The sequence below is a fragment of the Arthrobacter sp. C152 genome, assembly GCF_054890965.1.
Window position 1 is genome coordinate 53511 of record NZ_JBTZSU010000009.1, and the last position, 24336, is coordinate 77846.

Consider the following 24336-nt stretch of genomic DNA (forward strand, 5'->3'; position numbering starts at 1 on the left):
ATGAGCGGACACGGCGCCCCCGATATTGACCTCACCACCCTCAACCCCGCCCAGACATCGCAGCTGAAGCTTGCGATCGTCGCGGCCAGCTGGCACACGCAGATCATGGACGGGCTCCTGGATGGTGCACTGCGCGCCGCCAAGGACGCCGGCATCGCCGAGCCCACGGTCCTGCGTGTTCCCGGCAGCTTTGAGCTGCCCGTCGCCGCCGCGCGGCTGGCACCGCACTTCGACGCCGTGGTGGCCCTCGGCGTCGTGATCCGCGGCGGCACGCCGCACTTTGACTACGTCTGCCAGGCCGCGACGTCGGGACTCACCGACGTCAGCGTCCGCACTGGCGTCCCGGTCGGCTTCGGCGTGCTCACCTGCGACAACGAGCAGCAGGGCCTGGACCGCGCCGGGCTGCCCGGCTCCAAGGAGGACAAGGGCCACGAGGCCGTCACCGCGGCGCTGGCCACCGCCGTCGTCCTCAAGCAGTACGCCTAGCCCTTTGCCCGGACGTGGCGGGCGGGGTGTGTATTCGCTCACATCGCGCCCGTCATGCAACGGCCCGGGAAGCGCCCCCGCGGCCACACCAAGTAGGCTGGAGGGCGTGAAGAATTTCGAGACGCTGTTCGCTGAGCTCAGCGAGAAGGCAGCCACCCGCCCGGAAGGCTCCCGCACCGTCGCTGAATTGGAGTCCGGTGTTCACGGCATCGGCAAAAAAGTCGTTGAGGAAGCAGCCGAAGTCTGGATGGCTGCCGAATATGAATCCGATGAAGCCGCGGCCGAGGAAATCTCCCAGCTGCTGTACCACCTGCAGGTTCTGATGCTGGCCAAGGGCCTGACCCTGGAAGACGTCTACAAGCATCTGTAGCCACCGGCCCGGCGCACTGCCGCCGGCCCCGCTGTGGCCTGCACTGCCTGATTCCCAGACCTTCCACCAAGAAAGATTCCCCATGCTGCGCGTAGCCGTCCCCAACAAGGGCTCCCTGTCCGAAGCCGCCTCTGCCATGCTCTCCGAAGCCGGATACCGGCAGCGGCGTGACAGCCGTGAACTGGTCATGGTGGACCCCGACAACGACATTGAGTTCTTCTTCCTCCGCCCCCGCGACATCGCGGTCTACGTCGGCCAGGGGACGCTCGACGTCGGCATCACCGGCAGGGACCTGCTGCTGGACGCCGAAGTGGAAGCCGAAGAACTGCTTCCGCTCGGATTCGCGGCCTCCACGTTCCGCTTCGCCGGTCCCGTGGGAAACTTCAGCTCCGCCGCTGAGCTCGAGGGCAAGCGCCTGGCCACCAGCTACGACGGACTGCTGCGCAAGTACCTGGCCGACCGCGGCATCAACGCCAAGGTGGTCCGGCTGGACGGTGCGGTGGAATCCTCCGTGCGGCTCGGCGTCGCGGACGCCATCGCCGACGTCGTGGAAACCGGCAACACCCTCAAGGCCGCCGGCATGGAAATCTTCGGCGACCCCATCCTCAAGTCCGAAGCCGTCCTGATCCGCCGCACCGGAAGCGGCGGCGCCGCCAACGGCACGGCCAAGGAAATCGACGTCCTGATCCGCCGCCTCCAGGGCGTCCTCGTGGCCCGGCAGTACGTCCTGATGGACTACGACATCCGCAAGGAACTCGTGGAAAAGGCCGCCGGCCTGACCCCCGGCCTGGAATCCCCCACGGTCTCGCCGCTGCGCGACTCCGACTGGGTCGCCGTCCGGTCCATGGTGCCCAAGAAGGAAACCAACCGGATCATGGATGAGCTCTACGACCTCGGCGCCCGCGCCATCCTGGTCAGCAGCATCCACGCCTGCCGCATCTGAGACCGGCAACCCACCACAGCACCGCAGAATTCCAGGAGTTCCCATGGCAGTAGCAGTACGGGTCATTCCCTGCCTTGACGTTGACGCCGGACGCGTCGTCAAGGGCGTCAACTTCGAGGGCCTCCGGGACGCCGGCGACCCCGTGGAACTTGCCCACCGCTATGACAACGCCGGCGCCGATGAACTGACGTTCCTTGACGTCACGGCGTCCTCGGGGAACCGTGAAACCACGTTCGACGTCGTCCGCCGCACCGCCGAGGAAGTCTTCATTCCGCTGACGGTCGGCGGCGGCGTCCGCGGCGTGGCCGAGGTGGACAAGCTCCTGCGCTACGGCGCGGACAAGGCCTCCATCAACACCGCGGCCGTGGCCCGTCCGGACGTCATCGACGAAATCACCCGGCACTTCGGTTCCCAGGTGCTTGTCCTGTCCGTGGATGCACGCCGCACCCGCCCGGGCTCCCAGCCCACGCCGTCGGGGTTTGAAGTGACCACCCACGGCGGACGCACCGGGACCGGCATCGACGCCATCGAGTGGGCCAGGGAAGCGGCCGACCGGGGGGTGGGGGAGATCCTGCTGAACTCCATCGACGCGGACGGCACGAAGGACGGTTTCGACCTCGAGCTCATCAAGCTGGTCCGGGCCGCGGTCAGGGTTCCGATCATCGCGTCCGGCGGTGCGGGGGAGCCGGCGCACTTCCCGCCGGCCGTGGCCGCAGGCGCGGATGCCGTGCTTGCCGCGTCGATCTTCCACTGGGGACCGGACGACATGATGTCGCAGGTCAAGGACGCGATCCGCGCGGCAGGCTTCGAAGTACGCTGATCCCTGCCCACAAGAACAAAGCCGGGTCTCGAGCCTGGGCCCACGCCCGCAGGGTTCCCTGGCAGGGAGCCGGTGCGGACTTGCGAGGTTAGGGGGCGGGGACTAGAGCCCTACCTCGGCGGACTGGAGGAGGGCGACGGCGTCGGGCTGGCCTTCGAACGTGACGAGGGCATGGCGGGTGCGGCCGTGCGCATGCATCAGCAGCTCGCCCGGCTCACCGACGATCGCCACGGAGAGGGGTGCGCGCTTGGCCACGTGGCGCGGACCGGAGGGCCGGACCAGGACGATGCCGAGGTCCACGCCGCGGTACAAAATCGCGGCACGCTTGACCAGTTCGTCCCAGAGGGCGTCCGAGTACGCCTCATCCAGGGCACGCGGTGCCCAACGGTCCACGGCGCGCCGGACGTCTTCCGTGTGCACGAAGTATTCGATCAGGTTGGAGCTCTCGTCCAGCGCCTTGATGTTCATGGGCGACAGTGCGGGCGGCCCGGCCCGGAAGGTGTTCACCAGGCGGGCGTAGTCCTCGTTGCTGGTGAGTTTGGCAGCCAGCTTGGCGGTGGCCTGGTCGGAGGCCTTGGCCAGGCGCTTGATGATCAGGCCGAGCCCGACGGCTGCCTTCCGTTCCCGCAGGTAGAGATGCGCGGCGAGGTCCCTGGTGCGCCAGCCCCTGCACAATGTGGGCGCGTCAGGACCGGCCGCAAGCAAGGTTTCGGCCAGGACTTCTCGGGACGGTTCGACGAAATGCATCACTTGGAAAACTAGCACGAGAGCCGCGAAGTTGGGCAGCATCGCGGGCGCGGCTGGCGTGCCGTTGTTCACATCGGGAAAGGGTGCCGGTGAAGGCACTAGACTTGACCCGATGTCTGAGCAGCAAACCCCCGCCCCAACCGCCGTGTCCGGCGTGTCCCCGTCGCTGGAATCCGTGCCGTCGCCGACCGCCGGAACTGCCGCCGGCCCGCTTCCGCAGGATGTGGCGGCAGCCCTCAAGCGCGATGCCGCCGGCCTGGTGGCCGCAGTCGTGCAGCAATACGACACGAACGAAGTGCTGATGCTCGGCTGGATGGATGACGAGGCGCTGCACCGGACCATGACCACCGGACGCGTCACCTTCTACTCCCGCTCCCGCCAGGAGTACTGGCGCAAGGGCGACACCTCAGGCCATGTCCAATGGGTCAAGTCCGTCGCCATGGACTGCGACGGCGACGCACTGCTGGTCCGCGTCGACCAGGTGGGCGCCGCCTGCCATACGGGCACGCGGACCTGCTTCGACGGCAGGGACCTCGACGTCCGGACTGGCCAGGCGGACGGGGCGGCGCACTAGCGGCGTACCAGCGAGGGCAGGCTGCCCAGCCGCGGAACCGTTCCGGCCCGCGGCCATCCGAGAAGCACACCCCAGGAGCCGGCAGGTCCGGTACCTTTCGAAGAACAGGCGGACAAGCAAAGCCATGCAGGACCTTGGAACGATCAGCCCGACCCTTGAGGAGTTCCGGGAACTTGCCGGCCACAGCCGCGTGATCCCCGTCAGGCTCAAGGTCCTTGCCGACGCCGAGACGCCCATCGGCCTGTACCGGAAGCTGGCGCAGGGGCAGCCCGGAACGTTCCTGATGGAATCCGCCGCGGTGGGCGGAGCCTGGTCCCGCTACTCCTTCATCGGCGCACGCTCACGGGCGACGCTGACCACTAAGGACGGCCAGGCGCACTGGCTCGGCGAGCCCCCGGCGGGCGTGCCCGTGGACGGCAGCCCCGTGGACGCCATCCGCGACACCATTGACGCCCTGCGCACGGACCGCTTCGAGGGGCTGCCGCCCTTCACCTCGGGCCTGGTGGGCTTCCTCGGCTGGGAAACTGTGCGGCACTGGGAGCGGTTGGTCAGCCCGCCGGAAGACGACCTGCAGCTGCCCGAGATGGCCCTCAACCTGGTCACCGACATGGCCGTGCACGACAACGTGGACGGCACCGTGCTGCTCATCGCGAACGCCATCAACTTCGACAACAGTTCGGAGCGCGTCGATGAGGCCTGGCACGACGCCGTGACACGGGTCAAGGCGCTCCTGGCGAAGATCAGCGCGCCCGTGGTGCAGCCCGTCTCCGTCCTGGCCCCTGCCGCCCTGGACTTTGCCTCCAGCGTCCAGGAACGCTGGGACGAGGCCGAGTACCTCGCCGCCCTGGACCGCGGCAAGGAAGCCATCGTGGACGGCGAAGTCTTCCAGGTAGTGATCTCGCGCCGCTTCGAGATGGAATGCCAGGCGTCCGCCCTGGACGTGTACCGGGTCCTGCGCAACACCAACCCCAGCCCCTACATGTACATCTTCAGCCTGGCCGACGCCGACGGCCGGGAGTATTCGATTGTCGGGTCCTCCCCGGAAGCATTGGTGACCGTCACCGGCGAGGAAGTCATCACCCACCCCATCGCCGGGTCCCGCCCACGCGGCAAGACCGTCGAAGCGGACAAGGCCCTGGCCGAGGAACTCCTGGCGGACCAGAAGGAACGCGCCGAGCACCTGATGCTGGTGGACCTGTCCCGGAACGACCTGTCCAAGGTCTGCGTTGCCGGAACCGTGGACGTCACCCAGTTCATGGAGGTGGAGCGCTTCAGCCACATCATGCACCTGGTGTCCACCGTTGTTGGCCAACTCGCCCCGGAGGCCAAGGCCTACGACGTCCTGAAGGCCACGTTCCCCGCCGGCACCCTGTCCGGTGCACCCAAGCCCCGTGCCCTGCGGCTCCTGGATGAACTGGAACCGCACCGCCGCGGCATCTACGGCGGCGTGGTGGGCTACCTCGACTTCGCCGGCGACATGGACATGGCCATCGCCATCCGTTCGGCGCTGATCCGTGAGGGCCGGGCGTACGTCCAGGCCGGTGGCGGCATCGTGGCCGATTCCGTCAACCCCACCGAGGCCCTGGAAACGGTGAACAAGGCCGCCGCCCCGCTGCGCGCCGTCCACACGGCAGGATCGCTGCACAACATCTCCGCGGATTCGCTGCCCGGCGGGACGGACTCCTGATGCCCGACGCCGGATCCACGGCAACGCAGGCAGGGAAACCCAGGAAGGCCGGTTCCACCCCGTTCTGGGCCCGGAAGTCCACCCTGGTGCTGCTGGTGGCACTGCTGGCCCTGGCCGCGTTCGGCACCACCACGCAGACCTGGCTGACCGTCGCCCTCGACCCCGACCAGGTGGGGCAGGCGGTGGCCGCGCAAAACGCCCTGCAGGTGCAGGGCAGCAAGGCAGCCACCACGGTCACCGCCTTGGCGCTGGTGGCCCTGGCCGGCGGGCTCGCCGCGGCCATCGCGGGCAGGATCGCCCGCTGGATCATCACCGCCATCATCGTGCTCGCCGCGGCCGGCGTGGCCGCGGCCGCGGCCACGGTCCTGGCCGACCCCCTGACGGCGGCGCAGGGATCCATCGCAGCCGCCACCGGCATTTCCGGGAGCCAGGCGCACGTGGAGGTCACCGCGTTCCCCGTGCTCGCCGTCGTCGCCGGCTGCCTGCTGGCCCTGGCCGCCCTGCTGATCCTTCCCGGCTCACGGTACTGGCGCACACGGACCAAATATGACGCCCCGGGAACGGCGCAGGCCGGCCCGGCCGCGGGCCCGGTCGATGAAATCGACAGCTGGGACCGGCTCTCCCGCGGCGACGACCCGACCTAATGCCGGGCATGCCTGTCCGCGGCCCGGCCGGACGGCCCGCGGTACGCGGCAGGCGGCCAATAAATGGCAGAATGTAAAGCAGTATCCATCCTGAGGAGATTTCCATGAGCAAAGCACCTGCGTCCGTTTCCCAGTCAGGCACCCGCACGGTTGCCCCCGGCGCCATCGACCACAGCCAGGAACTTGGCCACGGCAACAGCCCCGCAGCCTGGACCTGCGTCATCGTCATGCTCGTTGGCGCACTCATCGCCGCCATCGCCTTCGTGATCGCCAGCACCCCCATCTTCATCGCCGGTGCGGCCGTCATGGTCCTGGGCCTGATCCTCGGATACGTCATGCGCAAGGCAGGCTACGGCGTCGAAGGCAGCAAGCTGAAGAACTCCGGCCACTGATGGCGACTGTTCTCGACGACATCAATGCCGGTGTCAGGGAGGATCTGGAGGCCAGGAAGCGGCTCGTTTCGCTGTCTGAGCTGAAGGACCAGGTCCAGGCCGCCGCGGCCGCGCGGGACGCCTGGGCTGCCCTCGGCGGCACCTCCCCAACCCGGGAACAGCTGAAAGTCATCGCCGAAATCAAACGCCGCAGTCCCTCCAAAGGGGACCTGGCCAGCATCGGCGATCCCGCCTCGCTGGCCCGGCAGTACGCCGACGGCGGTGCCGCCGTCATCAGCGTCCTCACCGAACAGCGCCGGTTCAAAGGCTCGCTCGCCGACCTCGACGCGGTGCGTGCCGCCGTCGACGTCCCGCTGCTGCGCAAGGACTTCACCCTTGACGAGTACCAGATCTGGGAAGCGCGTGCACACGGCGCGGACCTCATCCTGCTGATCGTCGCGGCGCTGTCGGACGCGCAGCTGAATGACTTCTCGGCGCTGAGCCACGAACTGGGCATGAACGTGCTCGTGGAGACGCACACCGAAGAGGAGATCGAGCGGGCCGTCGCCGCGCAGGCGCGCATCATCGGCGTCAACGTGCGGAACCTCAAGACGCTCGACGTCGACCGTTCACTTTTCGCCTCACTGGCGGGACTGATCCCGGCCGGGTCGCTCGTTGTGGCCGAGTCGGGCGTCCGGGACGCCGACGACGTCACGCACTACGCCGCCAGCGGCGCCAACGCGATACTGGTGGGCGAGGCCCTGGTGAGCCACTCGACGCCGCGCGAGCGGATCGCCGAATTCACCGCCGCGGGTGCCGCCGCCATCGCCGCCCGCGGCTGACGCCCGCGGCGCGGGAAACCCGTCCGACACCGGCCGGACTGCACACTTTTGAACACTTACTCTGAACAGGACGGACTGATGGCCGACGCACCCTCAGGAAACGCCAACAACACCGCGGAAGCCTTCCTGCAGGGCGGTTCCCTCCGGCACGCCCCCGGGCCCTACTTCGGCAACTACGGCGGACGCTGGATGCCTGAGTCCCTGATCGCCGCCCTGGACGAGCTCGAGGAAACCTTCAACAAGGCCAAGGACGATCCCGAGTTCCGCGCGCAGATCGACGACCTGAACAAGAACTACTCGGGCCGGCCCTCCCTGCTGACCGAGGCCAAGCGCTTCTCCCAGCACGCCGGCGGCGTGCGCGTGTTCCTCAAGCGCGAGGACCTCAACCACACCGGATCGCACAAAATCAACAACGTCCTGGGCCAGGCGCTGCTCGCCAAGCGGATGGGCAAGACCCGCGTCATCGCCGAGACCGGCGCAGGCCAGCACGGCGTCGCCAGCGCCACTGCGGCGGCGCTGATGGGCCTGGAGTGCGTGGTCTACATGGGCGCCGAGGACTGCCGCCGGCAGGCGCTGAACGTCGCCCGGATGGAACTGCTGGGCGCCAAGGTCATCCCTGTCACCAGCGGCTCGCAGACCCTCAAGGACGCGATCAACGAGGCCCTCCGGGACTGGGTTGCCAACGTGCACAACACCCACTACCTGCTGGGCACCGCGGCCGGAGCCCACCCGTTCCCGGCCATGGTCCGCTACTTCCACGAAGTCATCGGCGACGAGGCCCGCGCCCAGATCCTGGAACAGGAGGGACGCCTCCCGGACGCCGTCTGCGCCTGCATCGGCGGCGGCTCCAACGCCATCGGCATCTTCCACGGCTTCCTGGACGACCCCTCCGTGAAGATCTACGGTTTCGAGGCCGGCGGCGACGGCGTGGAGACCGGCCGGCACGCAGCCACCATCACGCTGGGCAAGCCGGGCGTGCTGCACGGTGCGCGTTCCTACCTGATGCAGGACGACGACGGGCAGACCGTCGAGTCGCACTCGATCTCCGCAGGCCTGGACTACCCCGGCGTCGGTCCGGAGCACTCCTACCTGTCGGACATCGGCCGGGTCAGCTACGAACCGATCACCGACAGCGAGGCCATGGACGCCTTCCGCCTGCTCTGCCGGACCGAGGGCATCATCCCCGCGATCGAGTCCTCGCACGCACTGGCCGGCGCCATCAAGGTGGGCCAGCGGCTTGCGGCCGAGGACCCCGCCTCAGCTTCCGAAAAGATCATCATCGTCAACCTGTCCGGCCGGGGCGACAAGGACGTTGCCACCGCCGCGGAATGGTTCGACCTGTTGGACAAGGATTCCGCGGAATCGGAAATCGGCAAAGAGGGGGAGCAGCTGTGAGCACCACGCAGACCACCAGCAAATCGGCGGCAGCCATCGACAAGGCCCGCGCGCAGGGCCGCGCCGCCCTGATCGGCTACCTGCCTGCCGGGTACCCGAGCGTGGAGGAGACCATCGCCGCGGGCATCGCCCTGGCCGAAAACGGCGCGGACCTGATCGAAATCGGCATCCCGTACTCCGACCCCGTGATGGACGGCCAGGTCATCCAGGCAGCCACCACCGAGGCCCTGGCCAAGGGTTTCCATGTCAAGCAGGTGTTCGACGTCGTGGCCGGCATCACCAGCAAGACCGACGCCGCCGTCCTGGTCATGACCTACTGGAACCCTGTGGTCCGGATGGGCGTGGACGAGTTCTCCCGCAGGCTTGCCGAAGCCGGGGGAGCCGGGCTCATCACGCCTGACCTCATCCCGGACGAGGCCGCTGAGTGGATGGAAGCCTCGGACAAGTACGGCCTGGACCGGGTGTTCCTGGTTGCCCCCTCTTCCACCACGGAGCGCATGCAGCGGACCGTGAACGCGAGCCGCGGGTTCGTGTACGCCGTTTCCATCATGGGCGTCACCGGCGCCCGCACCTCCGTCAGCTCGGCCGCCAAGGACGTCGTGGCCGCCGCCCACGCGGCCGGCGCCGAACGCGTCTGCGTCGGGCTCGGCGTCTCCAACGCGGACCAGGTCCGGGAGATCGCCGCCTACGCCGAAGGCGTCATCGTGGGCACCGCCCTGGTGGCGGCCGTACGCGACGGGGGAGTGGACGCCGTCGCCGCCCTCACCAAGGACCTCAGCACTGGCCTGGCCCGGGAAACTGGGGCGGACAAGGACGGGGCATAACCCATGCACAGCCTTCTTCAGGCCGCCGCCCTGGTGCCGGCCAGCATCCCCAGCCCGGACTGGTCCGGGTTCGACATCCCGCTGCCGTGGGGCAGCCTGCGCATCCACGCGTACGCGCTGTGCATCCTGGCCGGGATCGTCCTGGGCCTGTGGCTGACCTCGGTCCGCTGGGCCAAGCGCGGTGCGCCTGAAGGCAGTGTCTGGGACATCGTCATCTGGGCCATCCCCTTCGGCATCATCGGCGGCCGGCTGTACCACGTGTTCTCGTCGCCGGACGCCTACTTCGGGCCCGGTTTCGACGGCACCGGCGACCTCTCGCTGATCCCGCAGATCCAACGCGGCGGCCTGGGCATCTGGGGCGCCGTCGTCCTCGGTGCCGTGGGGGCATGGATCGGCTGCCGCCGCAGCGGCGTCAAGCTCAGCGCGTTCGTTGACGCGGCCGCACCCGGGCTGCTTCTGGCGCAGGCCGTGGGCCGCTGGGGCAACTGGTTCAACCAGGAGCTCTTCGGCGCTCCCACCACCCTGCCGTGGGGCCTGCAGATCGACCCCAACAACCCGAACTTCCCCGCTGGCATGGCCTCGGGCACCCTGTTCCACCCCACTTTCCTTTACGAATCCCTGTGGAACCTGGCCGGCGTCGTGATCCTGCTCGCGCTGGACCGGCGGTTCCATTTCCGCCGCAGCAGGCTCTTCTGGCTTTATGCCATGTACTACACGCTGGGCCGGGTCTGGATCGAGGCGATGCGCATTGACGACGCCGAACAGATCAACCTCTTCGGCATCACCACCCGGCTCAATGTCTGGACCAGCATCTTCGTGTTCCTGGCGGCACTGGCAGCCTTCATCATCCTGGGAATGAAGGGGCGGCCGGAGCCGGACACGGTCTACCTGGCCGGGCACGGACCGGAAAAGGCCGGGGTGGCTCCGGTGGTCTCCGGCGCTGATGATGACGTCCGTTCCCCGGACTCCGTTGTCTCAGATAGTGATTCGCGTGGTAATCTCCCAGATAACCAAAGCGGTTCCCGGCATGCTTCCGACCCCACGGAAGAGGCCGAGGCGGCACCGGCAGGCTCCAAGCCTGGAACGGGTGCAACGGCTTCCGGAACTTCCGGCAGCACAGCCACAGGATCCGCGTCGGAGGCCGGCCCCGGTAAGTAGGGAGCCGGTCGCGCAGGGCAGCAGAGCCACCGCTCGAAGGGCCCGAAACCACAACGTCGTGGCATGGGGCACCGTCCGGACGGCATAGAGCTGCGGTCCGGTGTTGCCCAGGGCAGGAGCCTGCGTAACCGTTAGTTCAGCAGGCTGCGCTGACCTACAATTTCCAGTAAGTAACACTTTGTTGTGCCCAATGTGAGCGGCGCCCGACGAGTGGGGCCAATGGTGTCCCTTCCATACGCACGATCAGGAGGAAGGACGTCTCCCATGACCCAAACTCTTCACACTCCCAGCTGGTCCGAACCGGATCAGCCTGAGACTGCATTGTCGCCGTTCAAGCGCTTCGCCGCTTTGCCGGAGGCTGCCGGGCTGTACAACCCGGAGCAGGAGAAGGACGCCTGCGGCCTGGCGATCATCGCCACCCTGCGCGGCGAACCCGGGTACGACATCGTCGACGCCGCGCTGACCGCGCTGCGCAACCTCGAGCACCGCGGCGCCGTGGGTGCCGACGAGGGGACCGGCGACGGCGCCGGCCTGCTCATGCAGATCCCGGACGAGTTCTTCCGCGCGGTCACCGAGTTTGAGCTGCCCGCTCCCGGCCAGTACGTGGCCGGTACCGCGTTCCTTCCCGCCGAACAGCGCGAAGCCGACGCCGCGAAGGCCGGCATCGAGGGCCTCGCCGCCGATGAGGGCCTGAAGGTCCTCGGCTGGCGCGAAGTGCCCGTCGTCGCCGACCTCGTGGGCGCCATGGCCCGCGCCTGCATGCCCTACTTCTCCCAGCCCTTCCTGGCGACCGCCAACGGTGAGGAACTGGACCGCAACGAACTGGACTCCCGCGCCTGGCGTATCCGCAAGCGCGCCCAGAACAAGTTCGGCGTCTACTTCCCGTCGCTGTCCTCCCGGACGATCGTCTACAAGGGCATGCTCACCACCGCCCAGCTGGAGCCGTTCTACCCGGACCTGTCGGACAAGCGGTTCAAGACCAAGCTGGCGATCGTCCACTCGCGCTTCTCCACCAACACCTTCCCATCCTGGCCGCTGGCGCAGCCGTTCCGGACCATCGCCCACAACGGGGAGATCAACACCGTCAAGGGCAACCGGAACTGGATGCGTGCCCGCCAGTCGCAGCTGGCCAACCCGCTGCTCGGTGACTCACCCGAAGAGCTGTATCCCATCTGCACGCCCGGCGCTTCGGACTCCGCGTCCTTCGACGAGGTGGCGGAGCTCCTGTGGCTGTCCGGCCGGCCCATCACGCACTCGATCATGATGATGATCCCGGAGGCCTGGGAAAACCACGCCACCATGGATCCTGCCCGGCGGGCTTTCTACGAGTACCACTCGCTGCTGATGGAACCCTGGGACGGCCCCGCCGCCGTGTCCTTCACCGACGGCAATCTCGTGGGTGCCACCCTGGACCGCAACGGCCTGCGCCCCGGCCGGTTCTGGATCACCGAAGACGGCCTGATCGTCTTCGCCTCCGAGGTGGGCGTCATCGACGTCGAACCCTCCAAGGTGGTCAAGAAGGGCCGCGTGTCCCCGGGCAAGATGTTCCTGGTGGACACCGAGGCCGGCCGCATCATCGATGACGAAGAGGTCAAGGCCGAAGTCGCCGCCGCCAACCCGTGGGCCGAATGGGTCAAGGACAACCTGATCGACCTGAACGAATTGCCGGAGCGCGAGCACGTGGTGCACACCGCGGCGTCCGTCAACATCCGCCAGCGCACCTTCGGCTACACCACCGAGGAACTGAAGATCCTGCTCGGCCCGATGGCCCGCACCGGTGCCGAGCCGCTCGGCGCCATGGGTTCGGACACTCCTGTGGCCGTGCTGTCCAAACGTCCCCGGCTGCTGTTCGACTACTTCGTGCAGTCCTTCGCCCAGGTCACCAACCCGCCGCTGGACGCCATCCGCGAAGAGCTGGTCACCTCGCTGACCTGCGCCATCGGCCCGAACGGCAACCTGCTGGACACCAAGCAGGTCCGCCAGCCCCAGGTCCAGCTGCCGTTCCCGGTAATCAACAACGACCAGCTCGCCAAGATCGCCAACATCGAGGACGCCGACGGCAACCGCGTGGCCATGAAGGTCCGCGGCCTGTACCGCCCGGAAGGCGGCGAGAACGCCCTGCGCGCCCGCCTGACCGAAATCTGCGAGCAGGTTTCCGGTGCCATCAACCGCGGCGTGCAGTACATCGTGCTGTCCGACCGCGACTCCAACGCCCAGTGGGCGCCCATCCCGTCGCTGCTGCTGGTCAGCGCCGTGCACCACCACCTGCTGCGCAGCGCCAACCGCACCAAGACCGCCCTGGTGGTCGAGGCCGGCGACGTCCGCGAGACGCACCACGTGGCCGTCCTCATCGGCTACGGCGCCTCCGCCGTCAACCCCTACCTGGCCATGGAATCCGTGGAGCAGCTCATCGCCGCCGGCGACGTCACGGGCGTGACCCCGCAGGATGGTGTCTACAACCTGATCAAGGGCCTCGGCAAGGGCGTCCTGAAGATCATGTCCAAGATGGGCATTTCCACGGTTGCCTCCTACACCGGCGCCCAGACCTTCGAGGCGCTGGGCCTGGGCCAGGAGCTGGTGGACGAATTCTTCGCCGGCACCCACTCCCAGCTGGGCGGCGTGGGCCTGGACGTCATCGCAGCCGAAGTTTCCGCGCGCCACCAGATGGCCTACCCCGACGGCGGCATCGAGCAGCCGCACCGCCCGCTGCTGGGCGGCGGCGAGTACCAGTGGCGCCGCGACGGCGAGCCGCACCTGTTCAACCCGGAGACCGTCTTCCGGCTGCAGCACGCCACGCGTGAGCGCCGCTACGACATCTTCAAGGCCTACACCAAGGGCGTGGACGACCAGTCCACCAACCTGATGACCCTTCGCGGCCTGCTGAAGTTCAAGAACGAACGCCCGGCCGTTCCCCTTGAGGAAGTGGAGCCCGTCTCCAGCATCGTCAAGCGGTTCTCCACCGGCGCGATGAGCTACGGCTCCATCTCGCAGGAGGCCCACGAGACGCTGGCGATCGCCATGAACCAGCTGGGCGGCAAGTCCAACACCGGTGAAGGTGGCGAGGACGTCGACCGCCTGCTCGACCCGAAGCGCCGCTCCGCGGTCAAGCAGATCGCGTCCGGCCGCTTCGGTGTGACGAGCCTGTACCTGACCAACGCCGACGACATCCAGATCAAGATGGCGCAGGGTGCCAAGCCCGGCGAAGGCGGCCAGCTGATGGCGCAGAAGGTCTACCCGTGGGTGGCCCGCACGCGGCACTCGACCCCCGGCGTCGGGCTCATCTCCCCGCCCCCGCACCACGACATCTACTCGATCGAGGACCTCGCGCAGCTCATCTACGATGCCAAGCGCGCCAACCCCTCGGCGCGGGTGCACGTGAAGCTTGTCTCGGAAGTCGGGATCGGCACCGTGGCGTCCGGCGTGACCAAGGCCAAGGCCGACGTCGTACTTGTCTCCGGACACGACGGCGGCACCGGCGCCTCGCCGCTGAACTCGCTCAAGCACGCCGGTGTCCCGTGGGAACTTGGCCTGGCCGAGACGCAGCAGACGCTGATGCTCAATGGCCTGCGCGACCGCGTGGTGGTGCAGGTGGACGGCCAGCTCAAGACCGGCCGCGACGTCGTCATCGCCGCGCTGCTCGGTGGCGAGGAATTCGGCTTCGCCACCGCCCCGCTGGTCGTGGAAGGCTGCATCATGATGCGCGTCTGCCACCTGGACACCTGCCCGGTGGGCGTTGCCACGCAGAACCCCGAGCTTCGCGCCCGCTTCAGCGGCAAGCCGGAATTCGTGGTCAACTTCTTCGAGTTCCTGGCCGAGGAAGTCCGCGAGATCCTGGCCGAGCTCGGCTTCCGCAGCCTTGAGGAGGCCATCGGCCACGCCGAGGTGCTGGACACCCGCGACGCCGTGGACCACTGGAAGGCCGACGGCCTGGACCTGGACCCGATCCTGCACGGCCTGGAGTTCGACGACGACGCGCCGCTGCGGAACATGACCGGCCAGAACCACGAGCTGGACAAGCACTTCGACCAGCGGCTGATCACCATGGCCACCGAGGCGCTGACGGACCGCAGCCCGGTGAAGATCACCGTGGACGTGATCAACACCGACCGCTCCGTGGGCACCATGCTGGGCCATGTCGTCACCAAGACCTTTGGCACCGACGTGCTCGCCACCGACACGATCGACGTCACGCTGAACGGCACCGCGGGCCAGTCCCTGGGCGCCTTCCTGCCGGCGGGCATCACCCTGCGGCTCTACGGTGACTCGAACGACTACGTGGGCAAGGGCCTGTCCGGTGGCCGGATCATCGTCCGCCCGGACCGCACCAACGTCTTCAAGGCGGAGACCAACGTCATCGCCGGCAACGTGATCGGCTACGGCGCCACCAGCGGCGAGCTGTTCCTGCGCGGCCAGGTGGGGGAGCGGTTCCTGGTCCGCAACTCCGGTGCCACGGCCGTCGTCGAGGGTATCGGCGACCACGGCTGCGAGTACATGACCGGCGGCCAGACGCTGATCATCGGACGCACGGGGCGCAACTTCGGCGCCGGCATGTCCGGTGGCACGGCGTACGTCCTGGACCTGGACAGCGCCAAGGTCAACAAGGAAGCCCTGCAGTCCGGTGAACTCCAGCTCCGCGAGCTGGACGCCGAGGACCGCGACATCGTGCACGGCCTGCTGGTCAAGCACGTGGAAGAAACTGACTCCCAGCTGGCGGCGCGCCTGCTCGAAAACTTCGACGACACCGCCGCCCGCATCACCAAGGTACTGCCGCGCGACTACGCGGCCGTGCTGCAAACCCGTCTCGACGCCATCGAAGAGGGCCTTGACCCCGACGGCGAAGAAGTATGGTCCCGAATCCTGGAGGTAACCGGTGGCTGATCCACGCGGATTTCTGAAAGTACGCCAGCGTGAAACCCAGCCGCGCCGTCCCGTTCCCGTCCGCATCATGGACTGGAAGGAAGTCTATGAGGCCCAGGAGAAGGGCACGCTGAAGGCCCAGGCCGGGCGCTGCATGGACTGCGGCGTTCCGTTCTGCCACCAGGGCTGCCCGCTGGGAAACCTCATTCCCGAGTGGAACGACCTCACGTGGCGGGACAAGGGCGAGGAGGCCATCGAGCGGCTGCACGCCACCAACAACTTCCCCGAGTTCACCGGCCGGCTGTGCCCCGCGCCGTGTGAGGCGTCCTGCGTGCTGGGGATCAACCAGCCCGCGGTCACCATCAAGCAGGTGGAAGTGTCCATCATCGACGAGGCCTGGGACAACGGCTGGGTGAACGCGCTGCCGCCCGCCCGCCTGACGGGCAAGACGGTTGCCGTGGTGGGTTCCGGCCCTGCAGGCCTGGCCGTCGCCCAGCAGCTGACCCGGGTGGGCCACACCGTCGCCGTGTACGAACGCGACGACAAGATCGGCGGCCTGCTGCGGTACGGCATCCCCGACTTCAAGATGGAAAAGGAGCAGGTGGACCGCCGCGTCGAGCAGATGAAGGCGGAAGGTACCCGTTTCCGGACCGGCGTCGCCGTCGGCACTGACGTGACGTGGGAGCAGCTGCGCCGGCGGTACGACGCCGTCGTGGTGTGCACCGGTGCCACCGTTCCGCGCGACCTGCCCATCCCGGGCCGCGACCTGGACGGCGTCCACTTCGCCATGGATTATCTGGTGCCCGCCAACCGTGCCGTTGCCGGGGAAACCATTGAGAACCAGATCCATGCCCAGGGCAAGCACGTGGTGATCCTTGGCGGTGGCGACACTGGGGCGGACTGCCTCGGCACCGCCCACCGGCATGGCGCGGCCTCCGTCACCACCCTGGCGATCGGCAAGCAGCCGCCGGTGGAGCGCGCCAGCCACCAGCCGTGGCCGACGTTCCCCAACCTGTTCGAGGTGGCCAGCGCCCACGAGGAAGGCGGCGAACGCACCTACCTCGCCTCCACCGTGGAGTTTGTCGGCGAGGACGGCAAGCTCACCGGCGTCAAGGTGGCCGAGACGGAATTTGTCGACGGCAAGCGACTGCCCAAGGCCGGCACCGAGCGGATCATCCCCGCCGACCTGGTGTTCCTGTCCCTCGGCTTCACCGGAGCCGAACCTGCGGGCATCACCGAGCAGGTGCACGCCGAATTCGACGGCCGCGGCAACGTGGCCCGCGACGGCTACTACATGACCAACACCGAGGGGGTCTTCGTTGCCGGTGACGCCGGCCGTGGCCAGTCCCTCATTGTGTGGGCCATCGCCGAAGGCCGTGCGGCCGCTGCCGCCGTCGACAAGTACCTCATGGGAAGCACCATCCTGCCCGCGCCGGTGGCTCCGACCGACCGCGCCATCGCCGTCCTCTAGGACTGCACCGAGGGTTCACCTCTTCGACAACTTAACCAATGCAAGTGACCAATAGGGTAGGTATATGAGACGCGCAAAAATTGTGGCTACGTTCGGCCCGGCTATTGCCAGCTACGAAAACACCCTCGCGGTGCTGGAGGCCGGTGTTGACGTCGCCCGCATGAACATGAGCCACGGCGACTACTCCGTGCATGACAACACTTACGAAAACGTCCGCAAGGCCGCGTCCGACCTTGGCAAGGCTGTGGCCATCATGGCCGACCTGCAGGGTCCGAAGATCCGCCTGGGCCGTTTCGTCGATGGTCCGCACGCCCTGGCTGTCGGTGACATCTTCACCATCACCACCGAGGATGTTCCCGGCACGCAGGAGATCTGCTCCACTACGCTGAAGAGCCTCACCGAGGACGTCAAGGTGGGCGATGCCCTGCTGATCGACGACGGCAAGGTGGCGCTGCGTGCCATCGAGGTCGACGACGTCAAGGTCGTCGCCGAGGTGACCGTGGGCGGCATGGTGTCCAACAACAAGGGCATCAACCTCCCCGGCGTCGCCGTGAACGTTCCGGCGCTGAGCGAGAAGGATGAGGACGACCTGCGCTGGGCGCTGCGCCGCGGCGTGGACCTGGTGGCACTCTCCTTCGTCCGTGACGCCGCTGACATCACCCGCGTGCACGAGATCATGGACGAGGAAGGCCGCCGCGCCCCGGTGATCGCCAAGATCGAAAAGCCGCAGGCCGTGGACCAGCTGCACGAGATCATCGACGCATTTGACGCGATCATGGTGGCCCGTGGCGACCTGGGCGTGGAGCTGCCGCTTGAAGAGGTGCCGATCGTGCAGAAGCGCGCCATCGAGCTGGCCCGCCGGTGGGCGAAGCCGGTCATCGTGGCCACGCAGGTGCTCGAATCCATGATCGACAACCCGCGCCCCACCCGTGCGGAGGCCTCGGACTGCGCCAACGCGGTCCTGGACGGTGCCGATGCCGTGATGCTGTCCGGTGAGACCAGCGTGGGCAAGTACCCGATCGAGACGGTCAAGACCATGGCCAGGATCATCGAATCCACCGAGGTCCACGGCCTGGAGCGCGTCCCCCCGCTGGGGACCAAGCCCAAGACCCGCGGCGGCGCCATCACGCGTGCCGCCGTCGAAATTGCCGACCAGCTGGACGCCAAGTACATCTGTGCGTTCACGCAGTCCGGTGACTCCGCCCGGCGCCTGTCCCGACTGCGCCCGGTCAAGCCGGTCTTCGCTTTCACCCCGGTGGAGCAGGTCTGGAACCAGATGGCGCTGACGTGGGGCATCCAGCCGGTGCTGGTGCAGATGGTGGACCACACCGACGCCATGACCGCCCAGGTTGACCGCAGCCTCGAGGAAATGGGACTGGTGGAGGACGGTGACCTGGTGGTCATCGCCGCCGGTTCGCCTCCAGGCAAGGCCGGTTCCACCAACTCGCTGAAGGTGCACAAGGTGGGCGACCTCGCCGACTCCACGCGCGCCGGCGACGTCACCAGCAACAAGGAAAAGCTCGGCCCCTGGCCGGAAAAGAAAAAGAAGCCCTAGCCTTCACTCGCGAAAAGAACCCCTGCCGGCCGGCAGGGGTTCTTTTGCTGTCTGCTTGATGCGCTCCCGGGTGACTTAACCGGTGGTGGCTGGGTCCGGCGTCGTACTTTTCCGCGGACCCAGCCTGCGGCTTAGTTGACCTGGTTGATGATGGTTTCGGCGACCTCGCGCATGCTCAGGCGGCGGTCCATGGAGGTCTTCTGGATCCAGCGGAATGCTTCCGGCTCCGTCAGGCCCATCTTGGTGGTCAGCAGGCTCTTGGCGCGCTCAACCAGCTTGCGGGTGGCGAACTGTTCCTGAAGGTCGGAAACTTCGCTTTCCAGCGCCTTGATCTCCTCGTGCCGGGAGAGTGCGATCTCCAGGGCGGGGATGAGGTCCGCGGGCGTGAACGGCTTGACGACGTAGGCCATGGCGCCGGCGTCGCGGGCGCGCTCCACGAGTTCCTTCTGGCTAAAGGCGGTCAGCAGGACCACGGGGGCGATGCGGGCCTTGACGATCTTCTCCGCCGCGGAGATGCCGTCCATGACGGGCATCTTGACGTCCATCAGGACCAGGTCAGGCTTCAGTTCCTCGGCGAGCTGCACGGCCTTCTCGCCGTTGTCCGCCTCGCCCACAACCTCATAACCCTCGCCGCGCAGGATTTCGATGATGTCGAGGCGGATGAGGGTTTCATCCTCTGCCACAATGACGCGGCGCGCCGGCTGGGACGTGGGCTTTGACTCCGTCTGTTCAGTCACGGGATCTCCTTGAAAAGGTACGGCGGGACATCACTATCTTAGGTGCCACCGCGGCTGTACTTGGCTTGCAGGGGTGCTTGCGGCGACGGCGGCGCGATTCTCGAATTCAGCCTATCTGCATGTAGAGTAATTCCGCGTACGTGAAGCGATCGCGTTGCTCACAATCAGCTGTGGGCGTACCGGGTTGCTTCCCGTATTCCGCGCCCGAGTGGCGGAATTGGCAGACGCGCCGCACTCAAAATGCGGTATCGAAAGGTGTGTGGGTTCGAGTCCCACCTCGGGCACAGTGTTTCCGCAGGTCAAGGGCCTGTTCAAGGAATCTGCGTGTACAAAATCCGCCAAAGTGTGTACACGAGCGTACCGTTTTGTGTGTGGCCAGCATCAGTACTCGCACCAAAAAGGACGGTTCCAAGTCCTACATGGTTCGCTGGCGGGACAAGAAGACCAAGGCCGCCCAAGGCCTTACAGTAGCCACTCTTATCGAGGCGGAAACCCTAAAGAGGTTGCTGGACGCCAACGGCCAGTCTTTCGAGATTGCTCAGCACGCAATCCTAACGAATGAGAAACGCCCTCCGACTGTGGCTGAAGTCATCCAGGAACACATTGACCTGCTGGTCCGACCATCGAGCGGAACGGTCAAGACGTACCAGACCATGCTCGAACTCCACATCCGGCCAGTCATTGGACACGTCCCTGTGGACAAGCTCGACTATCGCGTCATTGCCCATTGGGTGAAGTCGATGATGGCTAAGGGTAAGGCACCCAAGACGATCCATAACATCCATGGCCTGATCTCGGCTTCGATGAATACTGCCGAGATGCTCGGTTACATCAGCCGCAATCCCTGCCGGGGCGTCCAGCTTCCGAACATTGAGAAGGCTGAAGATGAGGCCATGTTCCTCACGCATACTGAGTACAGGCTGATCATGGAGGGGATGGGGGAGCGGTACAAAGCGTTCACGGACTTTCTGGTCATGACCGGGACCCGCTTTGGTGAAGCCACTGCATTGACTGTGGCGGACGTGGACCTGCTGTCTAATCCGCCAACTGCACGGATCAACAAGGCTTGGAAGCGGGATGGGCAGAACCAGTTCTATGTTGGCCCGACTAAGACCGGGGCCGGCAAGCGAACCATCGGGCTGAACCCCGCGCTGTTGGAACTGCTGATCCCGCTGGTGGCAAGCAGGCCAGGAAAGGACCTGGTCTTCACGACGCCCACGGGCGGCCGGATTGTCCACAAGCTCTACTGGGCCGATTACTGGGTGCCAGCCGTTCGGACAGCCCAGGCAGTCGGCTTGACCAAGAACCCCAGGATCCACGACCTTCGGCACACGCACGCGTCGTGGCTGATCCAGGACGGCGTACCCCTGTTCACCATCTCGCGCCGGTTGGGGCACGCCTCGACGAAGACTACCGAGCAGGTTTACGGGCACCTGATGCCTGAGGCTTTGCAGGTGGGTGCCGACGCCACTGAGCGGTCTGTGATGGCTTTCCAGCGGCTATAGGGAGCAATTGGTTGTCCTGCAGCGCTCCTTGCTGGCGGCTGAGAACTTTGGTCATGTTGGCGGCTGTTGCGGCCCGCATGAACCAGAGAAACCTGCACCTTTCCTTTTGGAGACGCCGTGGACATCGAATTCTTTGAGCCCGCCGAAGCAGCAGCACTGATGCGCTGCACGGAGTCCTGGTTGCGCGATGGCGCGACCAGCGGACGATTCCCTCACGCCTGCTGGGGCAAAGGAAAGATTATCTTCACCTCAGAGCATATCCGGGAGATTGCGAGATTGAGTGAGATCCTTCCTGGAGGCACCGTGTCCGAGAACGCACCGGAGCAACCACTAACCAAGCAGCGGCTCATAGGGACCCGTTCCAAGGTCCGCCTGGCCACGGTGAACTGATTCGAGCTACCAGCCGCCTTTCGGTTCGGTTTTGACAGTTGCTCCAGCATGTGTCCGGCACTACATGTCCTCTTAACGCCTTCACGAGGTTGCCGAAGTTAGCGTGGAACAACTTCCTGCGATACAGAAGGGCCGTTCAAATCATTCGCTCCGTAGCCCCAGCCCTGTCCGCTGCCGCCGCACTCCTGCTAATTGGCCCTCTTGCTGGCTGTGACGCAGCCGGCCATGCCATCGAGGGCATGGGGTCTGCTACGAGCAACTCTTCCGGTCAGCCCACGGGCGCTGGCTCCGCCGGTGAAGCAGCCCACGCTCTCGTCCAGCTCGGGAGCATCGCTGTTAAGGGCCGCGCCCCGAAGACCGGCTACACCCGCGATGAGTTTGGGCCGGCCTGGGCCGACACGGATCATAATGGCTGCGACACTCGTAACGACATCCTCGCACGCGATCTGACCGGGGAGACGTTCAAGCCCGGTACCAGCAACTGCGTCGTCGCGTCAGGAACCCTGGCCGACAAGTACACCGGCACCACTATCAACTTCGTCCGGGGGCAGGACACCAGTTCGGACATCCAGATCGATCACATAGTTCCACTCAGCGACGCTTGGCAGAAAGGTGCCCAGCAGCTGAGCGTGGACCAGCGTAAAGAATTCGCGAACGACCCCCTAAACCTCTTCGCTGCCGACGGCCCCACCAACAGCGCCAAAGGGGACAAGGATGCCGCCACGTGGCTTCCGCCGAACAAAGCTTTCCGGTGTGAATATGTCGAGCGGCAAACCGCCGTCAAAACCAAATACAGTCTCTGGGTCACCCAAGCGGAGCATGATGCCGTCAAAGAGATCCTTGAAGGCTGCAAGTAGACCAACGGGGTGAAGACAGCGGTGCCAGCGGGATGTCCCCGGCGCTAGGCGACGTTGAGCCGAAACTTCTCGGGAACAGTATGCGGCGAGTCCTCCATCTAGCACTCAACACTAATCTTCATCGGTGTCTTAGTCGGCACAATAGTTCGAAGCCTCTCGGTACCCCACTTCTCCTTGGGCTGGGTCGAGTTGTCAGACATTTGGGTGCCAGTGTCCAGAACGGCAGAAAATTAACAATTTTGGGACAACATTTTCCTGACCTTAACAATTGTTAATCTGTTGCACCGGTCAAGGCACCACACCCGTTGGAGTTCGTCCCGCCATCTGCACATGAACGCCTTCTCGTACGCCTACGAACTCAGTTTCTTCGGCCCGCGTGAAGGAAACAATGAACCCCATCCCGTAGAAGCGAGCACCATTGGTTAGAGACAATTTACGATCCGTCCTGTCGGCAACGCATCAGCTGCCACGGATAGTCTCTCTCCACAGCTACAGAGCAACGGCCGAGCTTGATTGAAGTGCGAAGCAGGATGGTGGCCGTCCTGGGAGGATTCTGCATTGGTGGCTTGGCACTGTTCCGAAACCGTGGAAATGTTGAAGTTGGGATGCTACTTCTCAATCAATTATCCGATGCTTAGGACGCTTGGCAGTAGCCTTGGACAAGTCCCTCTGAACAGAATCCTCATTGAGACAGACCACCCAACCGGAGACCAGTTCTTTGTTCGTGCACGTCAGCCTGGAAACGTAAGGGATGTCGAATGGGCACTAGCGCGTTGTCAACCTGCTCTTCTTCAAGATGGTGCGCTCCAAGACAAAGTTCTGGCAGATGGTGGGCCGGGGAACGAGGCTCCGGCCGGAGTTGTACGGACCTGGTGAGGACAAGAAGGACTTCTTCATTTTTGACGTCTGCCAGAACGTTGAATATTTCAATGCCGAGCTGCCCGGTTCCGAAGGTTCCCTGGGACAGTCACTAGCGCACCGCAGCTTTGCCGTCCGAACACAGCTCCTGGCGGAAGCCCGCGCGGCAGGGATAGACGGCGATTTTGTGCCTGCACTTGAATCAGGCCTGATGGGGCAAGTGGCAAGGCTGCCCAGGGGGAACTTTCTGGTGCGGCCGCAGCTGCAGTGGGTGGAGAAATTCGCACAAGCCGAATCGTGGGCGGCACTTGGGACGCATGACCTTACAGACCTGCAGACAAAGCTGGCCCCCTTGGCGACCCTGTCTTCCGCTGCCGATACCGAGGAAGCCAAGCGCTTCGACCTGCTGATGTACCAGGCCCAGTTGGCGTCACTGAACTCTGCGGTCGCCGTTGAGCCTTACCGCAGGAAGATCTTCGAGATTGCTTCGGCACTTCAGGATCAGTCGAGCATCCCCGCGATCGCAGCCCAGCTGGTCCTCATCCAGTCGATCCTCGAGGGCGGGGAATGGGGCCAAGTTTCACCGCAGTGGCTTGAATTGATTCGTGTGCGCCTCCGGGCGCTGGTGCACCTGATCGAGAAGAAGCGCCGCAAGGTGGTCTACACGAACTTCGAAGACACCCTGGGCGAGCTCGCCGAAGGCGAGCTGAAGGGGACCCTGAAAGCGTCGTTGGATCTTGCCCGCTACCGTGAGAAGGCCAGAGCCTACCTGCAGGGATTCCTGGACCACGTCGCCATTCAGCGCCTTCGCCGAGGCCTGCCCTTGACTGAGACTGATCTCGCTGAGCTGCAACGGATGTTGATCGAGAGCGGCGCGGGCTCGACTGAAGAACTTGCAGCCGCTACCGAGCAAGCCGAGGACCTTGGGTTGTTCGTGCGATCTTTGGTCGGCATGGATAGGCAGGCCGCTTTGGATGCCTTGTCCGACTTCATTGGGGATAAGACCCTCAACGCCAACCAGCTTCACTTCGTGGACATGATCGTCCAGCAACTAACAGAGAACGGTGTCGTTGAGGTAGGCGCCCTTTACGAGTCGCCGTACAGCGACGCCGCTCCGGCCGGGCCCGAGAGTCTGTTTCGGGAAGAAGACATCGATCTACTGGCGGAGGCACTCAAGCGTGTTCGCGTAGCGGCGATGGCGGGCTAACTGGGCTGATCCGCTCCAAACTGAGCCTCGACCCAAAG

The 24336-nt window shown here is 65.8% G+C and carries 22 protein-coding genes and 1 tRNA gene; 21 read left to right on the forward strand and 2 right to left on the reverse strand.

Annotated elements, in window-relative coordinates; all coding sequences use genetic code 11:
* The 4 genes from ribH to hisF all read left to right on the forward strand — a co-directional run bounded on the left by ribH (position 1) and on the right by hisF (position 2619).
* Positions 1-486: a 6,7-dimethyl-8-ribityllumazine synthase gene (gene ribH, locus ACYSM9_RS08940; protein WP_461856627.1), complete on the forward strand. Its 486-nt coding sequence runs from the start codon at positions 1-3 to the stop codon at positions 484-486.
* Between the two features lie 106 nt (positions 487-592).
* Positions 593-856, forward strand: coding sequence for a phosphoribosyl-ATP diphosphatase (locus tag ACYSM9_RS08945; RefSeq protein ID WP_009358176.1), 264 nt, complete (start codon positions 593-595; stop codon positions 854-856).
* Between the two features lie 82 nt (positions 857-938).
* Positions 939-1799 (forward strand): ATP phosphoribosyltransferase, encoded by an 861-nt coding sequence (hisG, locus tag ACYSM9_RS08950; RefSeq protein WP_461856628.1) that lies wholly within the window; start codon positions 939-941, stop codon positions 1797-1799.
* Between the two features lie 43 nt (positions 1800-1842).
* Entirely contained in the window at positions 1843-2619 is a 777-nt protein-coding gene (hisF, locus tag ACYSM9_RS08955) for an imidazole glycerol phosphate synthase subunit HisF (RefSeq protein ID WP_461856629.1), read from the forward strand.
* 102 nt (positions 2620-2721) lie between these two features.
* On the opposite strand, the gene ACYSM9_RS08960 is transcribed toward hisF, so the two are convergent.
* Positions 2722-3366 (reverse strand): TIGR03085 family metal-binding protein, encoded by a 645-nt coding sequence (locus ACYSM9_RS08960; protein WP_461856701.1) that lies wholly within the window; start codon positions 3364-3366, stop codon positions 2722-2724.
* A gap of 112 nt (positions 3367-3478) precedes the next feature.
* Here ACYSM9_RS08960 and hisI point away from each other — a divergent pair, with 112 nt between their 5' ends.
* The 11 genes from hisI (at position 3479) to pyk (ending at position 18744) form a co-directional block, all read left to right on the forward strand.
* Positions 3479-3940 carry a phosphoribosyl-AMP cyclohydrolase gene (hisI, locus tag ACYSM9_RS08965; RefSeq protein ID WP_461856630.1) on the forward strand — a complete coding sequence of 154 codons (462 nt, stop codon included), beginning with the start codon at positions 3479-3481 and terminating at the stop codon, positions 3938-3940.
* Positions 3941-4064: 124 nt separating this feature from the next.
* On the forward strand, positions 4065-5627 hold the full coding sequence (locus ACYSM9_RS08970; RefSeq protein WP_461856631.1) for an anthranilate synthase component I: 1563 nt from the start codon (positions 4065-4067) through the stop codon (positions 5625-5627).
* Entirely contained in the window at positions 5627-6271 is a 645-nt protein-coding gene (locus tag ACYSM9_RS08975; protein ID WP_461856632.1) for a Trp biosynthesis-associated membrane protein, read from the forward strand. Before ACYSM9_RS08970 ends, ACYSM9_RS08975 begins: the two co-directional genes overlap by 1 nt.
* 104 nt (positions 6272-6375) lie before the next feature.
* Positions 6376-6663 (forward strand): HGxxPAAW family protein, encoded by a 288-nt coding sequence (locus ACYSM9_RS08980; RefSeq protein ID WP_461856633.1) that lies wholly within the window; start codon positions 6376-6378, stop codon positions 6661-6663.
* The gene (gene trpC / locus ACYSM9_RS08985) at positions 6663-7484 is read left to right on the forward strand and encodes an indole-3-glycerol phosphate synthase TrpC (RefSeq protein ID WP_461856634.1); all 822 of its coding nucleotides are present in this window, start codon (positions 6663-6665) and stop codon (positions 7482-7484) included. Before ACYSM9_RS08980 ends, trpC begins: the two co-directional genes overlap by 1 nt.
* 78 nt (positions 7485-7562) lie before the next feature.
* A complete protein-coding gene (gene trpB / locus ACYSM9_RS08990; protein WP_461856635.1) occupies positions 7563-8879 on the forward strand; it encodes a tryptophan synthase subunit beta in 1317 nt (438 codons plus the stop codon).
* Positions 8876-9703, forward strand: a complete 828-nt coding sequence (gene trpA / locus ACYSM9_RS08995) for a tryptophan synthase subunit alpha (protein WP_461856636.1) — start codon at positions 8876-8878, stop codon at positions 9701-9703. The genes trpB and trpA overlap by 4 nt, the downstream gene beginning before the upstream one ends.
* A 3-nt stretch (positions 9704-9706) precedes the next feature.
* On the forward strand, positions 9707-10861 hold the full coding sequence (gene lgt / locus ACYSM9_RS09000; RefSeq protein ID WP_461856637.1) for a prolipoprotein diacylglyceryl transferase: 1155 nt from the start codon (positions 9707-9709) through the stop codon (positions 10859-10861).
* Between the two features lie 264 nt (positions 10862-11125).
* Entirely contained in the window at positions 11126-15739 is a 4614-nt protein-coding gene (gltB, locus tag ACYSM9_RS09005) for a glutamate synthase large subunit (protein WP_461856638.1), read from the forward strand.
* Complete coding sequence (locus tag ACYSM9_RS09010) at positions 15732-17189, forward strand: glutamate synthase subunit beta (protein WP_461856639.1); 1458 nt, start codon at positions 15732-15734, stop codon at positions 17187-17189. Before gltB ends, ACYSM9_RS09010 begins: the two co-directional genes overlap by 8 nt.
* 64 nt (positions 17190-17253) lie before the next feature.
* Complete coding sequence (gene pyk / locus ACYSM9_RS09015) at positions 17254-18744, forward strand: pyruvate kinase (RefSeq protein WP_461856640.1); 1491 nt, start codon at positions 17254-17256, stop codon at positions 18742-18744.
* A 131-nt stretch (positions 18745-18875) separates the two neighbouring features.
* Here pyk and ACYSM9_RS09020 read toward each other — a convergent pair whose 3' ends face one another.
* A complete protein-coding gene (locus ACYSM9_RS09020; protein ID WP_131134321.1) occupies positions 18876-19481 on the reverse strand; it encodes an ANTAR domain-containing response regulator in 606 nt (201 codons plus the stop codon).
* 202 nt (positions 19482-19683) lie between these two features.
* Between ACYSM9_RS09020 and ACYSM9_RS09025 the strand changes: the two genes are divergently transcribed.
* The 6 genes from ACYSM9_RS09025 (at position 19684) to ACYSM9_RS09050 (ending at position 24298) form a co-directional block, all read left to right on the forward strand.
* Positions 19684-19765 (forward strand) — tRNA-Leu (locus tag ACYSM9_RS09025).
* A gap of 87 nt (positions 19766-19852) precedes the next feature.
* On the forward strand, positions 19853-20986 hold the full coding sequence (locus ACYSM9_RS09030; protein WP_461856641.1) for a tyrosine-type recombinase/integrase: 1134 nt from the start codon (positions 19853-19855) through the stop codon (positions 20984-20986).
* 117 nt (positions 20987-21103) lie between these two features.
* Positions 21104-21376, forward strand: a complete 273-nt coding sequence (locus ACYSM9_RS09035; RefSeq protein ID WP_461856642.1) for a hypothetical protein — start codon at positions 21104-21106, stop codon at positions 21374-21376.
* Between the two features lie 239 nt (positions 21377-21615).
* Complete coding sequence (locus ACYSM9_RS09040) at positions 21616-22233, forward strand: HNH endonuclease family protein (protein ID WP_461856643.1); 618 nt, start codon at positions 21616-21618, stop codon at positions 22231-22233.
* Positions 22234-22818: 585 nt separating this feature from the next.
* On the forward strand, positions 22819-23109 hold the full coding sequence (locus ACYSM9_RS09045) for a TatD family hydrolase (RefSeq protein WP_461856702.1): 291 nt from the start codon (positions 22819-22821) through the stop codon (positions 23107-23109).
* Complete coding sequence (locus ACYSM9_RS09050) at positions 23093-24298, forward strand: type I restriction-modification enzyme R subunit C-terminal domain-containing protein (protein WP_461856644.1); 1206 nt, start codon at positions 23093-23095, stop codon at positions 24296-24298. Before ACYSM9_RS09045 ends, ACYSM9_RS09050 begins: the two co-directional genes overlap by 17 nt.
* Positions 24299-24336 lie beyond the last annotated feature (38 nt).